We start from the raw sequence: 14,974 nt of genomic DNA, 5'->3' as shown, positions 1-14,974 counted from the left end.
GCACAAGCCACCGCCCTCCGGCGTTCGTGCGTGCGACAGGTCAGCGCGCGTCTGTGTCGTCCGGGGTTTCGGCCGACGTGCCTGACGCCTCCGTCGCGGCCGTCCCTGCCGTGACAGGCGCGGCCTCGCCCTCGTGGGCAGGCGCAGGCAGGTGGGGCTTGCCGTCGGAGTCGGTGGTGCCCTTGGCCGCGTCGCGGCGCGTCTTCCAGAGGCTCGCGACGGTGACGATGACGAGGGTGCCGATGATGACGGTCAGCGAGGTCGCGATGCCGATCTCTGGGGCCCACTCGATGTGCTTGCCGCCGTTGATGAAGGGGAGCTCGTTGACGTGCATCGCGTGGAAGATGAGCTTGAAGCCGATGAACGCGAGGATGACGCCGAGGCCCTGGGCAAGGTAGACGAGCCTGTCCAGGAGCCCGCCGATGAGGAAGTAGAGCTGGCGTAGGCCCAGGAGCGCGAGCGCGTTCGCCATGAAGACGACGTAGGGCTCCTGCGTGAGGCCGTAGATCGCGGGGATCGAGTCGAGCGCGAAGAGGAGGTCGGTGAAGCCGATCGCGACCATGACGAGGAACATCGGCGTGAGGAAGCGCTTGCCGTTCTTCTTCACGGTGAGCTTGTCGGAGTTGTACTCGTCGACGGTCGGGACCATCTTCTTGAAGAGAGCGACGATTGCTCCGCCGGGGACCTTGTCCTCGTGGTCGGACTCGGGCTGGACCTGCTTCCAGGCGGTCCACAGGAGGATCGCGCCGAAGAGGTAGAAGACCCAGGACCAGGCGTTGAGCGCGGCTGCGCCGAGGAGGATGAAGATCGTCCGCATGATGAGGGCGATCGCGACGCCGACGAGGAGGACCTTCTGCTGGTTCTCCCGCGGCACGCGGAACGACGTCATGATGAGCAGGAAGACGAAGAGGTTGTCGACCGAGAGGCTCTTCTCGGTGATGTAGCCCGCGAAGAACTCACCGCCGTGCTCGGGGCCGACGATGACCATGAAGACGATGCCGAAGACGATCGCGAGCGCGATGTAGACGGCGGACCAGATCGCCGACTCCTTGAACGTCGGCGCGTGGGGCGTCCGGACGTGCGCGTAGAAGTCGAAGATGATGAGGCCGAGGACAGCGGCTGCGGAGATGAGCCACACGGACATATGGATGTCGAGCACCGAGTTTTCCTCCGGTACGTAGCACGATGTACCGGAGGTCTCTCCCGCCCGGCGCGCATGCGCTGAGTCCGGACCGATGGCACCGGGGAGGCTACGGAGCCTGCCGTGATGACGACACCATCGTGATGGGGATACTCCCCTCCAACTCGTCCATGCTAACCGGTGACCTTGGTCCCGCGCGGCATGAGCCGCGTCACGGCCGGCGTGGCGCCAGCCTCACTCGGTCGCGGCCCGCATCTGGCGCAGCTCCTTCTTGAGCCCGGAGATCTCGTCGCGCAGCCGTGCGGCGAGCTCGAACTGGAGCTCGCCAGCCGCTGCGTGCATCTGGTCGGTGAGCTCCTGGACGAGGCTTGCGAGGTCGCCCGCCGCGGAGACCGCGGGGCGCTCCGAGCTCGCTGCGGCGTTCTTGCCGCGGCCGGCGGGCGTCTTGCGGTAGCCGCCGGCGAGGAGCTCGGCGGTGTCGAGGTCCTCGCGCGCGAGCATGTCGGTGACGTCGGCGATCTTCTTGCGGAGAGGCTGCGGGTCGATGCCGCGCTCGGTGTTGTAGGCGATCTGCCTCTCGCGGCGGCGTTCGGTCTCCTCGAGGGCGGTCTGCATGGCGGGCGTGATCTTGTCCGCATACATGTGGACCTGGCCGGAGACGTTGCGGGCCGCGCGGCCGATCGTCTGGATGAGGGACTTCGCGGAGCGCAGGAAGCCTTCCTTGTCGGCGTCGAGGATCGCGACGAGCGAGACCTCGGGCAGGTCGAGGCCCTCGCGCAGGAGGTTGATGCCGACGAGGACGTCGTAGACGCCGAGGCGGAGGTCGCGCAGCAGCTCGACGCGCGCGAGCGTGTCCACCTCGGAGTGGAGGTACCGGACCCGCACGCCCTTGTCGAGGAAGTAGTCGGTGAGGTCCTCGGCCATCTTCTTGGTGAGCGTCGTGACGAGGACGCGCTCCTCCTTCTCGACGCGCGTGCGGATCTCCTCGAGGAGGTCGTCGATCTGCCCCTTGGTGGGCTTGACGACGACCTCGGGGTCGATGAGGCCCGTCGGGCGGATGATCTGCTCGACGACGCCGTCGGAGAGTCCGAGCTCGTAGTCGCCCGGGGTCGCCGAGAGATAGACGGTCTGGCCGATCCGGTCGACGAACTCCTCCCAGCGCAGGGGCCGGTTGTCCATCGCGCTCGGGAGGCGGAAGCCGAAGTCGACGAGGTTGCGCTTGCGCGACATGTCGCCCTCGTACATCGCGCCGATCTGCGGGACGGTGACGTGCGACTCGTCGATGACGAGGAGGAAGTCGTCGGGGAAGTAGTCGAGGAGCGTGTGCGGCGGCGTGCCCGCCTCGCGGCCGTCGATGTGCCGCGAGTAGTTCTCGATGCCGGAGCAGCTGCCGACCTGGCGCATCATCTCGATGTCGTACGTCGTGCGCATGCGCAGGCGCTGGGCCTCGAGGAGCTTGCCCTGACGTTCGAGGTCGGCAAGTCGCGCCTCGAGCTCGGACTCGATGCCGGCGATCGCGCGCTCCATGCGCTCGGGCCCGGCGACGTAGTGGGTCGCGGGGAAGATGTGGATCGACGGGACGGTCGTGACGATGTCGCCCGTGAGCGGGTGCAGCGTGTGGATCGCCTCGATCTCGTCGCCGAAGAACTCGATGCGGATCGCAAGCTCCTCGTAGACGGGGATGATCTCGACCGTGTCGCCGCGGACGCGGAACGTGCCGCGCGTGAAGGCGAGGTCGTTGCGCGTGTACTGCATCTCGACGAACCGCCGCAGGAGGCCGTCACGGTCGATCTGGTCGCCGACGTCGAGCCGTTGCATACGCTCGACGTACTCCTGGGGCGTGCCGAGGCCGTAGATGCAGGAGACGGACGCGACGACGATGACGTCACGCCGCGTGAGCAGCGAGTTCGTGGCCGAGTGGCGCAGCCGCTCGACCTCGTCGTTGATCGCGGAGTCCTTTTCGATATAGGTGTCCGTCTGCGCGATGTACGCCTCGGGCTGGTAGTAGTCGTAGTACGAGACGAAGTACTCGACCGCGTTGTTGGGGAGCAGCTCGCGGAACTCCGTCGCGAGCTGAGCAGCGAGCGTCTTGTTGGGTGCCATGACGAGCGTCGGGCGCTGCACCTGCTCGATGAGCCAGGCGGTCGTCGCGCTCTTGCCCGTGCCGGTCGCGCCGAGCAGGACGATGTCCTTCTCCCCTGCGTTGAGCCGCTCCGTCAGCTGCGCGATCGCCGTCGGCTGGTCCCCCGCGGGCGTGTACTCGGACACGACCTCGAAGGGGGCGACGGTCCGCTGCAGATCGGTCTTGGGGCGCATGGTGCAACGGTACGCCGAGCCTCCGACAATCCCGCCTGACGCCCGCGAACGACGTTCGACGACCCGTGGTGACACAACTGCGCGTCGCAGCACCGGCTCCGCGTCGGGTCGCTGGTCAAACATCACCCGAGACGCAGCGTCAGCATCTAGCGCAACCAGACGAACTCTCACTACCCTTGACTTAGTTATCCTTCCTTACCAACGCCGACCACCCCGGAGCACGATGAGCACCCTCACCACAAACCTGCGCACCTCCCGCTGGCAGACCACCCGACGAGCACTCGCCGCCGTGGGCGTCGTGGCACTCGCCGTCGGTGGGGCCCTCGGCTCGATCGCCGTGACCGACGCCTTCGCAGCCCCCGCCGCCGAGACCGACGGCACGCCGGGTGGATGCATCACCTCGACGGACGCGCTGTTCCCGTGCCCGACGAGCGCGGAGCTCGACACGATCATCAACTCCAACGGCAACCCGATCCACAACGACAACGCGATCAACACGTTCGTCGGCGGAGACTTCACGGCAACCGCGGGCGCGACCGAGGCCGAGGGCCGCATGATCGTGCGGGGCAATGCGACGTTCGCGCAGAATCCCGACTACTACTTCGGCATCGCAGGCGTCGGCTCGCGCATCGTGGCCCCTCCCGGCACCGAGGTCCTCCAGGTCGGCGGCAACCTCACGGTGACGACGAAGCTCACGGTCGTGAGCTTCGCGGGCTCCACCAACTACCCCTACTGGATCGCCCACAGCGGCACGCTCACGGGCACGCCAAGCTTCCAGTCCCTTCCGGGCCAGCCTGCTGGCGGCGTCGTCAAGCGCGCCGGTATCGGCGCGCTGTACGACAACGCGGTGACGAACCTCACGGCCCGCTCCGCCTCCCTCAAGGCGCTGCCCACGACGGGAACCATCGCCCCGGACGGGCCCTACCTCAAGGCGACGGGCGACGGCACCTCGATGCTGCAGGTCTTCACCTACCCGGTCCACACCGGGACCGGCGCGGCCCCTGCCCAGGACCTCACCTTCGGTGGCATCCCCGCGGGCGCGACGGTCATCATCAACGTCCCCGGCACGGGCACCGTCGACGTCAAGCTCAACGGTGTGGACAGCGCCACCACGGCCACGGCCCGCGTCTCACGTAACATCCTGTGGAATGTTCCCGACGCGACGACCGTCGCCTTCTCGGGCAGCGCACAGACGACCGGCTCGATCATGGTCGGCAACCCTGCGTCGACGACGACGATCACCATCCCGGGCGCCAACGGCCGTATCTTCGTCGCGGGCAACCTCGTCCACGCGGGCAGCGGCGGCAACGAGCTTCACGCGTACCCGTTCACCGGCACGCTCCCGGGTTCGAGCCCCACGCCGACGGTCACCCCCACGGGCACGTCGACCCCGACGCCCACGGCCACCAGCACGGGCACGCCCACCCCGACGCCCACGGCCACCAGCACGGGCACGCCCACCCCGACGCCCACGGCCACCAGCACGGGCACGCCCACCCCGACGCCCACGGCCACCAGCACGGGCACGCCCACCCCGACGCCCACGGCCACCGGCAGCCCCACGGACGACCCGACCACGGGCGAGTCCACCGAGGAGCCGACCGACGGCACGACCACGGACGACCCCGACGGTGGTGTCGGGTCCGAGGAGGGCGAGCCCACCGACGGCACGACACCTGACGGCGACGAGTCGCCCGAGGGCGGTCTCCCCGTCACCGGCGCCCAGGCAGCACTCGGCTCGGGCATCGCGCTCGTGCTCATCCTCGGGGGCATCGCCCTCCTGGCAGTGCGTCGCCGCAACGCCTGAGCACAGCACTGAAGCATCACGACTGAGGGGCACCGACCGTCACGGTCGGTGCCCCTCAGGCGTTCGTCTCGAGCGCGCCGGCGGCGGCAGCGGTCCTGCTCCTGTCAGCCTTCCTGCTCCTGGAGCATCTGCTCGTCCAGTCGGCGCCACAGCTCGTCGACCTGGTCGCGCAGGTGCTCGACGCTGCCCGACCCGTCGAGGACGACGTCGGCCGCTGCGAGCCGCACCTCGTCGCTCGCCTGCGCGGCGAGGCGCCTGCGGGCCTCGGGAAGCGTCGTGCCCCGAGTCTCGACGAGACGTGCGATGCGGAGGTCCGCGGGCGCGTGGACGACGACGAGCACGTGGAAGTCGTCGGACTGCCCCGTCTCGACGAGCAACGGCACGTCGTGCACGATGACCACCCGGGGGTTCGTCGCGACGGCCCTCGCCTCGTCCTCGGCAGCCACGCGCGCGATCTGCGGGTGGAGGATCGCCTCGAGATCGCCACGGGCCTGCGGGTCGTTGAAGACGATGTGTCCGAGCGCCGCGCGGTCGAGGGCCTCGTTCTCGTCGAGCACCCCGTCCCCGAAGCGTTCGACGACGGCCGCAAGGCCCACGGAGCCGGGCTCGACGACCTGACGCGCGATGACGTCGTGGTCGATGACGACGGCGCCGAGCTCGCGCAAGCGCGTCGCGACGACCGACTTGCCGGCCGCGATACCGCCTGTGAGTCCGATGCGCGTCATGTCCACATCCTGCCCCCGACGCCGTCGGGCGGCAACCAGCACGGTGCGCGCCCGGGCGTACCCGCGCGACTAGGGTCGGAGGGTGCGAGGGTGTCCAGCCCCGCACGAGGAGGAGGCACGATGTCGGGGATGCACGCGGGCATGGGAGGCGGCCAGTTCCGGTCGTTCCGGCAGGACGCGTCCGTACGCGGCACGCGACTCCGGTCCGGGACGTTCCGGCGGGTCCTCGAGTTCGCGCGACCCTACCGGGCGCGGCTCGCCGTGTTCCTCGGCATCATCGCGGTCGACGCGGCGCTCGGCGCCGTCACTCCCCTGCTCTACCGCGCGATCATCGACGACGGCATCACCGCGGGCCGCCGCGACCTGGTCATCTGGTTCTCCGTGGGCGTCGGCGTCGTCTCCCTCGTCTCGGGCGGCCTCGTGCTCGTCCAACGGTGGCTGTCCTCGAGCATCGGCGAGGGCCTCATCCTCGACCTGAGGACCGCCGTCTTCGACCATGTGCAGTCGATGCCCCTCGCGTTCTTCTCCCGCACGCGCACCGGTGCGCTCGTGCAGCGCCTCAACGGCGACGTGCTCGGTGCGCAGCAGGCCTTCACGTCGACGCTCCAGAACGTCGTCTCCAACGTCCTCACCGTCGTCTTCGTGCTCGCCGCGATGCTCACCATGTCGTGGCAGCTCACGCTCGTCTCTTTCGCGCTCGTGCCGGCGTTCGTCGTGCCGGCACGGTGGATCGGCCCGCGCATCGCCCGGGTGACGCGCGAGTCCTACGGGCTCAACGCCGACGCCGCCCAGACGATGACGGAGCGCTTCAACGTCGCGGGCGCGCAGCTCGCGAAGATCTATGGACGCCCCGAGGACGAGTCGCGGACCTACCGCACGCAGGCGTCGCGCGTCCGGGACATCGGCGTCCGGCTCACGATGTACAACACGATCTTCCGCGTCTCGCTCGTCACCGTCGCGGCCGTCGCCGTCGCCGTCGTCTATGCGCTCGGTGGCCTCGCGACCATCTCGGGCTCGCTCACGGTCGGCGTGCTCGTCGCCCTCACGAGCTACCTCACCCGCCTCTACGGGCCGCTGACGTCCCTGTCGAACGTCCAGGTCGACGTCCTCACGGCGCTCGTGAGCTTCGAGCGCGTCCTCGAGGTCCTCGACCTCGAGCCGAGCGTCCGCGACGCCGACGATGCGCGCGACCTCGCGCCCGCGATCGCCGCACAGGGTGCGTCGGTCGAGCTCGACGACGTGACGTTCCGCTACCCCACCGCCGCCGAGGTGTCGCTCGCGTCGCTCGAGTCCGTGGCGACGCTCACGAACGACCCTGAGACCGACACTCTCGTCGGCATGACGTTCCGCGTCGAGCCCGGCCAGACGGTCGCGATCGTCGGGCCTTCAGGAGCCGGCAAGACGACGATCACGCACCTCGTCACGCGCATGTACGACCCGTCGGTCGGCGCCGTGCGCATCGCAGGAGAAGACCTGCGGGACGTCACGCTCGCCTCGCTGCGGGGGGCCGTCGGCACCGTGCCGCAGGACTCCCACATGTTCCACGACACGATCGCGGGGAACCTCCGCTACGCGAAGCCCGGCGCGACCGATGACGAGATCCTCGAGGCACTCCGCGCGGCGCACGTCCTCGACCTCGTCGAGTCCCTGCCCGACGGCATCGACACGGTCGTCGGCGACCGCGGCTACCGGCTCTCGGGCGGCGAGCGACAGCGTCTCGCGATCGCCCGCCTCCTGCTCAAGGCCCCTGCGGTCGTCATCCTCGACGAGGCGACCGCGCACCTCGACTCCGAGTCCGAGGCCGCGGTGCAGCGGGCGTTCGACCACGCGCTCGAGGGTCGGACCGCGCTCGTCATCGCGCACCGTCTCTCGACCGTGCGCGACGCTGACGCGATCCTCGTCGTCGACGCCGGGCGCATCGTCGCGCACGGCACGCACACCGAGCTCCTCGCCCAGGGCGGGCTCTACGCGGACCTCTACGACACGCAGCTCGCACCCGGCCGCGACGAGGCCGGCGCCGACCCCACAGTCTGAAGAACGCCGGAGGCCGGCCACCGCGTGAGCGGTGACCGGCCTCCGAAGAACCGTCAGGGACGGTGCTCGATCAGTTGCCCGTGAGCTTCTCGCGCAGAGCGGCGAGAGCCTCGTCGGACGCGAGCGTGCCCGCAGCCTCGTCCTGGGCCGGAGCCGAGGAGTAGGTCGACGGTGCCGACTCGGACGAGCTGGAGCCACCGGCCGCGGCCTCGGCGTCAGCCGTGATCGCGTCGGCAACCTGCTTGCGGTGAGCCTCCCAGCGCTCGTGGGCCTGGGCGTACTGCGCCTCCCAGGTCTCACGCTGCGCCTCGAAGCCCTCGAGCCACTCCTGCGTCTCGGGGTCGAAGCCCTCGGGGAACTTGTAGTTGCCCTGCTCGTCGTAGTCGGCAGCCATGCCGTAGAGCGCGGGGTCGAAGTCCTCGGACTCCGGGTCCACACCCTCGTTGGCCTGCTTGAGCGAGAGCGAGATGCGGCGACGCTCGAGGTCGATGTCGATGACCTTGACGAACGCGGAGTCGCCGACCTGGACGACCTGCTCCGGGAGCTCGACGTGGCGCTGAGCAAGCTCGGAGATGTGGACGAGGCCCTCGATGCCGTCCTCGACGCGCACGAACGCACCGAACGGGACGAGCTTGGTGACCTTACCCGGGACGACCTGGCCGATGGCGTGCGTCCGGGCGAACGCCTGCCACGGGTCCTCCTGCGTCGCCTTGAGCGACAGCGAGACACGCTCGCGGTCGAAGTCGACGTCGAGAACCTCGACGGTGACCTCCTGACCGACCTCGACGACCTCGGACGGGTGGTCGATGTGCTTCCACGAGAGCTCGGAGACGTGGACGAGACCGTCGACGCCACCGAGGTCGACGAACGCACCGAAGTTGACGATCGACGAGACGACACCGGGGCGGACCTGGCCCTTCTGCAGCGTCTGCAGGAAGGTCGAGCGAACCTCGGACTGCGTCTGCTCGAGCCAGGCACGGCGCGAGAGGACGACGTTATTGCGGTTCTTGTCGAGCTCGATGATCTTCGCCTCGATCTCCTTGCCGACGTACGGCTGGAGGTCGCGGACGCGACGCATCTCGACGAGCGACGCCGGGAGGAAGCCACGGAGGCCGATGTCGAGGATGAGTCCACCCTTGACGACCTCGATGACGGTACCGGTGACGACGCCGTCCTCCTCCTTGACCTTCTCGATCGTGCCCCACGCGCGCTCGTACTGGGCGCGCTTCTTGGACAGGATGAGGCGACCCTCCTTGTCCTCCTTCTGGAGGACGAGAGCCTCGACAGCGTCACCGACCTGGACGACCTCGCCCGGGTCGACGTCGTGCTTGATCGAAAGCTCGCGGGAGGGGATGACGCCCTCGGTCTTGTAGCCGATGTCGAGAAGGACCTCGTCACGGTCGACCTTGACGATGATGCCCTCGACGATGTCGCCATCGTTGAAGTACTTGATGGTGGCGTCGACGGCGGCGAGGAAGTCCTCGGCAGAACCGATGTCGTTGACAGCGATCTGCTTGGTGGTGGGGGTGGTCATTGAGTCAGGTGCTCCGATGCGGACAGGAAGTAGTACGGATGGTTGTGGATCTCCCGCGAACCCGTCGCTCCTCACGGAGGACATGGCTCACCCACGAGAGACCTCGTCAACCCTACCATCTCTCCCGGAGCGCGACGGAGCCCCTCCCGACGGCGTCGGGAGGGGCTCCGAGGTAGATCAGGCGAGGACGCGCGCCACGCGAAGGAGGTCCTCGGGAACCTGCTTGACGCGGCCGGCGATCTCCGGGAGCGGCACGAGCACGACCTCCTCACCCTGGAGCGCCGTCATGACGTTCGTCTCCCCCGCCGTGATCGCGTCGACGGCAGCGACGCCGAAGCGCGAGCCGAGGATGCGGTCCGTCGGGGTGGGCGTGCCGCCGCGCTGGACGTGCCCGAGCACCGTGAGTCGCGTGTCGAAGCCCGTCCGGGCCTGGATCTCGGCGGCGACGCGCTCGCCGATCGCGCCGGCGACGATCTCGCCGTACTTGCCGAGCTGGACCTCGTACTCCATCGACGAGCCGGGCTTGGCGTGCGCACCCTCGGCGACGACGACGATCGAGAAGTTCGCGTGCGCCTTGTGGCGGTGCTGGAGGAACTTCACGACGCGGTCCATGTCGAACGGCTCCTCGGGAGCCAGGACGATCTCCGCGCCGCCGGCGATGCCGGAGTTCACGGCGATCCAGCCAGCGTGGCGTCCCATGACCTCGACGACCATGACGCGGTTGTGCGACTCGGCGGTCGTGTGGATCCGGTCGATCGCCTCCGTCGCGATGTTCACCGCGGTGTGGAAGCCGATCGAGAGGTCCGTGCCCGCGACGTCGTTGTCGATCGTCTTGGGGATCGCGACGATCTTCACCCCGGCCTCGGCGACCTTGCTGGCCGCGTGCAGCGTGCCGTCGCCACCGATGCAGATGAGCGCCTCGATGTTCTCGGCCTCGAGCGTCTGGAGGACCGCGTCCATCGAGCCGTCCTCCTCACGCGGGTGGAACCGCGCGGTCGAGAGCAGCGTGCCGCCCATCGAGAGGACGTTGCGGATGTGCTGGCGCTCGAGGGGCTGGATGTCGCCGTCGACGACGCCCTTCCACCCGTTGCGGAAGCCGATGATCTGGTGCCCGTACTCTCCGAGCCCCTGCTTGACGATCGCGCGGATCGCAGCGTTGAGGCCGGGGCAGTCGCCGCCACCCGTGAGAAGGCCGATGCGCATCAGAGCAAACTCCCTCGCGTTGTGCGCGGGCACGACCGGCGGGGCGCCGGGTCGCGTCCTCACGCCGTTCGTGCCTCCCACATTACCCACGGTGGAGACCGATCTCCGGCGCCGAAGGTCCTTGCCGCGCCCGTGTCCCGCACCGTGGGACGATGGCGGGATGCAGCAGCGTGCCGGGTATCAGGACGTCCCGCCCGAGTCGGCCGGGCCTGCGGGTCGGGGCTGGTGGGACGAGAACGCCGCGGAGTACCTCGACGAGCACGGGACGTTCCTCGGCGACGACGACTTCTGCTGGTGCCCCGAGGGGCTCCGTGAGGCCGAGGCGCGGCTGCTCGGCGAGGTCGTCGGCGCGGACGTCCTCGAGATCGGGGCCGGCGCCGCCCAGTGCTCGCGCTGGCTCCGTGCCCACGGGGCCCGCGCGGTCGCGACCGACATCTCGGGGGGCATGCTCGCCGCCCGGCGTGCGCTGCCCGGCACGCCCCCTCTCGTCCAGGCCGACGCCCGGGCCCTGCCGTTCGCCGACGCAAGCTTCGACGCTGTCTTCACGGCCTACGGCGCGATCCCGTTCGTGCCCGACGCCCGCACCGTGCACGCCGAGGCCGCGCGCGTCCTGCGGCCCGGAGGCCGCTGGGTCTTCTCCGTCACGCACCCGATCCGCTGGGCGTTCCCCGACGATCCCTCGGAGCGAGGTCTCACCGCGACGTCGTCGTACTTCGACCGGACGCCGTACGCCGAGCGCGACGACGCCGGACGCGTCACGTACGTCGAGTACCACCGCACGCTCGGCGACCACGTGCGGGACGTCGTCGCTGCGGGCCTCGAGATCCTCGACGTCGTCGAGCCCGAGTGGCCCGAGGGCCACGACCGCGCGTGGGGCGGCTGGAGCCCCGTGCGCGGCCGCGTGCTGCCCGGCACCGCGATCTTCGTGACGCGACGCCGCTGACCGCACGGCGCCCCAAGGCGCCGTGCGGAGGCGCGGGCGCGCCGACGGCTCGGATCAGTGACCCGCGTCGTGCCAGTTCGGCCCCGTGCCCACCGAGACCTCGAGCGGCACCGAGAGCTTCGCCGCACCGCCCATCGCGGCACGAAGGAGCGCCTCGACCTCGGCGAGCTCGCCCGGGGCGACCTCGAGCACGAGCTCGTCGTGCACCTGGAGCAGCAGTCGCGAGCCGAGTCCCCGGGCCTCGAGCTCCTTGCGGACCTCGAGCATCGCGATCTTGATGATGTCCGCCGCCGAGCCCTGGATCGGAGAGTTGAGCGCGACCCGCTCCGCGATCTCGCGGCGCTGCCGGTTGTCGCTCGTGAGGTCCGGCAGGTAGCGGCGGCGGCCGAGGATGGTCTCGGTGTAGCCCGTCGCACGCGCAGTCTCGACGACCTCGTGGAGGTACGTCCGCACGCCGCCGAAGCGCGTGAAATAGTCGTCCATGAGTGCCTGTGCCTCGCCGACCTCGATGCTGAGCTGCTTCGAGAGGCCGAACGCCGAGAGTCCGTACGCGAGGCCGTAGCTCATCGCCTTGATCTTCGAGCGCTGCGCGGGGCTCACGTCCGTCGTCGCGACACCGAAGACGCGCGAGGCGACGTAGTTGTGGAGGTCCTCCCCCGAGCGGAAGGCCTCGATGAGCCCCTCGTCGCCCGAGAGGTGCGCCATGATGCGCATCTCGATCTGGGAGTAGTCCGCCGTGAGGAGCGTCTCGTAGCCCTCTCCCACGACGAAGGCGCGACGGATCCGTCGCCCGGCCGCCGTGCGGATCGGGATGTTCTGGAGGTTGGGGTCCGCGGAGCTCAGACGGCCCGTGGCGGCGACCGTCTGCTGGAACGTCGTGCGGATGCGTCCGTCCGGTGCGACGTACCGCAGGAGCGTCTCCACCGTCTGGCGGAGCTTGGTCACGTCACGGTGCGCGAGCAGGTGCTCGAGGAACGGGTGCTGCGTCTTCGCGAAGAGCTCGGTGAGCGCTGCCGCGTCCGTCGTGTAGCCCGTCTTGATCTTCTTGGTCCGCGGCATGTCCAGCTGGTCGAAGAGGACCTCCTGGAGCTGCTTGGGAGAACCGAGGTTCACCTCGCGGCCGATGACCGCGTAGGCCTCCTCAGCCGCGTGCCGAGCCTGCTCGCCGAACTCCGCGTCGAGCTCGCGGAGCAGGTCGACGTCGACCGCGACGCCCGTGTCCTCCATGAGCGCGAGGACGTCCGCGAGGGGCAGCTCGAGCATCCCGAGCAGCTTCGTTGCGTTGCGGTCCGCGAGGTCGTCGGCGAGCGCCTCACCAAGCGGCACGAGGACCGACGCACGCTCCGCGAGCACCGCACCCTCCCCGCCGTCACCCTCGAGGTCGAGGTCGAGCGCGCCCTGCGTGCCGCCTCCAGCCGCCGCTCCGATCTCACGGTGCAGCGAGCGGATCGCGAGGTCCTCGAGGTCGAACGTCCGCTGGTCCGGGTGGCACAGGTACGCCGCAAGTTCCGTGTCCAGCGTGACGCCGAGCAGCGCGTACCCCCGGCCCGCAAGCTCGTGCCAGCGCGCCTTGCCGCCGTGGACGACCTTGGGCTCGTCCGCGTCCCCGAGCCACGCACCGAGCGCCGCGTCGTCGGCCGGGTCGATCGTCGTGAGGTCGACGACGACCGCCGCTCCGGCCGCGTCGCCGAGCGCGAGCAGGTCCGCGTCGCCCGAGCCCGGGACAGCGCGTCCCCGCACCTCGAGCCCGAGCCGCTGCCCCGCCCGCGCGGCGAGCCACGCGCCGAGCGCACCCGCCGCAAGGTCCTCGACCTCGGTCTCGGGCCCTGCCGCGACGTCGTCGCCACGCTCCTCCGCCGGCATCATCGCGAGCAGACGGTCGCGCAGCGTCCGGAACTGGAGCGCGTCGAAGATCGTGTGCATCGCCTCGCGGTCCCACGGCCTGGCCTCGAGGTCCTCGGGAGCGTACGGCAGGTCGAGGTCCGTGAGCAGGTGGTTGAGCTCCCGGTTGAGGCGCACCTGGTCGAGGTGGTCGCGCAGGTTCTGGCCCGCGACACCCGTGATCTCGTCCGCGTGCGCGAGCACGCCCTCGAGGTCGCCATACTGCGTGATCCACTTCGCGGCCGTCTTCGGGCCGACCTTCGGCACGCCAGGGATGTTGTCCGCGGACTCTCCCACGAGCGCCGCAAGGTCCGGGTAGCGCTCGGGGCGCACACCGTACTTGGCCTCGACGGCCTCGGGAGTCATACGCGCGAGCTCCGAGACGCCCTTGACCGGGTAGAGGACAGTCACCGTGTCCGTGACGAACTGCAGCGAGTCGCGGTCCCCCGAGCACACGAGGACGTCCCAGCCGCGCCGGCCTGCCTCGAACGACCACGTCGCGAGGATGTCGTCGGCCTCGATCATCTCGCGCTCGTAGTGAGTGATCCGCAGCGCGTCGAGCACCTCGCGGATGAGCGGCACCTGGCCCTTGAACGGCTCCGGCGTCGCGTCGCGCCCGCCCTTGTACTCCGGGAAGCGCTCGGTGCGAAACGTCGTCGAGCCCGCGTCGAACGCCACGGCGACGTGCGTCGGCTGCTCGTTCTTGATGAGGTTCGCGAGCATCGACACGAAGCCGTGCACCGCGTTGGTGTGCTGGCCCCCCGTCGTCGTGAACTTGTCCGCGGGCAGCGCGAAGAACGCGCGGAACGCCATGGAGTGTCCGTCGATGAGCAGGAGGCGGGGTCGCACGTTGTCCGTCACACCTGACAACCTATCTCCCATGACCGACACTCACCCGGACGTCCGCACCCCCCTCACCGACGCGCAGCGCGAGCAGGTCGTGCGCTCGACGCACGGCACGCTCATCGAGCGGATGGGGATCGAGATCCTCGAGCTCACCGCCGAGCGCGCCGTCGCAACCATGCCCGTCGAGGGCAACACGCAGCCCGCTGGCCTCCTCCACGGCGGTGCGTCCGCCGCGCTCGCCGAGACCCTCGCCTCCTACGCCGCGATCGCCCACGCCGGTCGCGGCAAGGGTGTCGTCGGGCTCGACCTCAACGCGACCCACCACAAGGGCGTCCGGACGGGGACGGTCACGGCCGTCGCGACCGCGATCCACCTGGGCCGCACGCTCGCGAGCTACGAGATCACGGTCCACGACGACGCCGAGCGGCGCGTCTGCACGGCACGGCTCACGTGCATGATCCTCGACGAGCGCTGACAGGACCGGCAGCGCCGACGCGGCTGCCGTGGCGGTCGCGTCCCGCGCCGCAGCGCGGGGCACGGGGCC

Annotated in this window: 10 protein-coding genes; 4 read left to right on the top strand and 6 right to left on the bottom strand. The window is 69.9% G+C overall.

Annotated elements, in window-relative coordinates; genetic code table 11:
• Positions 1–40: 40 nt before the first annotated feature.
• Together G7063_RS07375 and uvrB are read right to left on the bottom strand one after the other, a co-directional pair.
• Entirely contained in the window at positions 41–1,144 is a 1,104-nt protein-coding gene (locus G7063_RS07375) for a TerC family protein (protein ID WP_166415257.1), read from the bottom strand.
• 231 nt (positions 1,145–1,375) lie between these two features.
• Entirely contained in the window at positions 1,376–3,457 is a 2,082-nt protein-coding gene (gene uvrB / locus G7063_RS07370) for an excinuclease ABC subunit UvrB (protein ID WP_166413817.1), read from the bottom strand.
• A gap of 223 nt (positions 3,458–3,680) precedes the next feature.
• Here uvrB and G7063_RS07365 point away from each other — a divergent pair, with 223 nt between their 5' ends.
• The gene (locus G7063_RS07365) at positions 3,681–5,264 is read left to right on the top strand and encodes a choice-of-anchor A family protein (RefSeq protein WP_166413816.1); all 1,584 of its coding nucleotides are present in this window, start codon (positions 3,681–3,683) and stop codon (positions 5,262–5,264) included.
• 104 nt (positions 5,265–5,368) lie between these two features.
• On the opposite strand, the gene coaE is transcribed toward G7063_RS07365, so the two are convergent.
• On the bottom strand, positions 5,369–5,989 hold the full coding sequence (gene coaE, locus G7063_RS07360) for a dephospho-CoA kinase (RefSeq protein ID WP_166413815.1): 621 nt from the start codon (positions 5,987–5,989) through the stop codon (positions 5,369–5,371).
• A gap of 120 nt (positions 5,990–6,109) precedes the next feature.
• On the opposite strand from coaE, the gene G7063_RS07355 reads away from it, so the two are divergent.
• Entirely contained in the window at positions 6,110–8,023 is a 1,914-nt protein-coding gene (locus tag G7063_RS07355; RefSeq protein ID WP_240916228.1) for an ABC transporter ATP-binding protein, read from the top strand.
• A 70-nt stretch (positions 8,024–8,093) separates the two neighbouring features.
• Here the strand turns inward: G7063_RS07355 and rpsA are convergent, their stop codons facing one another.
• The gene (gene rpsA / locus G7063_RS07350; protein ID WP_166413814.1) at positions 8,094–9,557 is read right to left on the bottom strand and encodes a 30S ribosomal protein S1; all 1,464 of its coding nucleotides are present in this window, start codon (positions 9,555–9,557) and stop codon (positions 8,094–8,096) included.
• 177 nt (positions 9,558–9,734) lie between these two features.
• The gene (locus G7063_RS07345) at positions 9,735–10,760 is read right to left on the bottom strand and encodes a 6-phosphofructokinase (protein WP_166413813.1); all 1,026 of its coding nucleotides are present in this window, start codon (positions 10,758–10,760) and stop codon (positions 9,735–9,737) included.
• Positions 10,761–10,920: 160 nt separating this feature from the next.
• Between G7063_RS07345 and G7063_RS07340 the strand changes: the two genes are divergently transcribed.
• Positions 10,921–11,703, top strand: coding sequence for a class I SAM-dependent methyltransferase (locus G7063_RS07340; protein WP_166413812.1), 783 nt, complete (start codon positions 10,921–10,923; stop codon positions 11,701–11,703).
• Between the two features lie 54 nt (positions 11,704–11,757).
• Here the strand turns inward: G7063_RS07340 and polA are convergent, their stop codons facing one another.
• The gene (polA, locus tag G7063_RS07335; RefSeq protein WP_166413811.1) at positions 11,758–14,466 is read right to left on the bottom strand and encodes a DNA polymerase I; all 2,709 of its coding nucleotides are present in this window, start codon (positions 14,464–14,466) and stop codon (positions 11,758–11,760) included.
• Here polA and G7063_RS07330 point away from each other — a divergent pair.
• The gene (locus tag G7063_RS07330; protein WP_166413810.1) at positions 14,465–14,905 is read left to right on the top strand and encodes a PaaI family thioesterase; all 441 of its coding nucleotides are present in this window, start codon (positions 14,465–14,467) and stop codon (positions 14,903–14,905) included. The genes polA and G7063_RS07330 overlap by 2 nt on opposite strands.
• Positions 14,906–14,974 lie beyond the last annotated feature (69 nt).

Source organism: Sanguibacter sp. HDW7 (assembly GCF_011300875.1).
Taxonomy (GTDB): Bacteria; Actinomycetota; Actinomycetes; order Actinomycetales; family Cellulomonadaceae; genus Flavimobilis.
This window is presented reverse-complemented; position numbering and strand designations above follow the sequence as displayed.

What these genes read in the sequence shown, in the direction of transcription:
- G7063_RS07375 (WP_166415257.1), bottom strand. Translation starts at nt 1,144, where the DNA reads ATGTCCGTGTGGCTCATCTCCGCAGCCGCTGTCCTCGGCCTCATCATC.
- uvrB (WP_166413817.1), bottom strand. Translation starts at nt 3,457, where the DNA reads ATGCGCCCCAAGACCGATCTGCAGCGGACCGTCGCCCCCTTCGAGGTC.
- G7063_RS07365 (WP_166413816.1), top strand. Translation starts at nt 3,681, where the DNA reads ATGAGCACCCTCACCACAAACCTGCGCACCTCCCGCTGGCAGACCACC.
- coaE (WP_166413815.1), bottom strand. Translation starts at nt 5,989, where the DNA reads ATGACGCGCATCGGACTCACAGGCGGTATCGCGGCCGGCAAGTCGGTC.
- G7063_RS07355 (WP_240916228.1), top strand. Translation starts at nt 6,110, where the DNA reads ATGTCGGGGATGCACGCGGGCATGGGAGGCGGCCAGTTCCGGTCGTTC.
- rpsA (WP_166413814.1), bottom strand. Translation starts at nt 9,557, where the DNA reads ATGACCACCCCCACCACCAAGCAGATCGCTGTCAACGACATCGGTTCT.
- G7063_RS07345 (WP_166413813.1), bottom strand. Translation starts at nt 10,760, where the DNA reads ATGCGCATCGGCCTTCTCACGGGTGGCGGCGACTGCCCCGGCCTCAAC.
- G7063_RS07340 (WP_166413812.1), top strand. Translation starts at nt 10,921, where the DNA reads ATGCAGCAGCGTGCCGGGTATCAGGACGTCCCGCCCGAGTCGGCCGGG.
- G7063_RS07330 (WP_166413810.1), top strand. Translation starts at nt 14,465, where the DNA reads ATGACCGACACTCACCCGGACGTCCGCACCCCCCTCACCGACGCGCAG.
- polA (WP_166413811.1), bottom strand. Translation starts at nt 14,466, where the DNA reads ATGGGAGATAGGTTGTCAGGTGTGACGGACAACGTGCGACCCCGCCTC.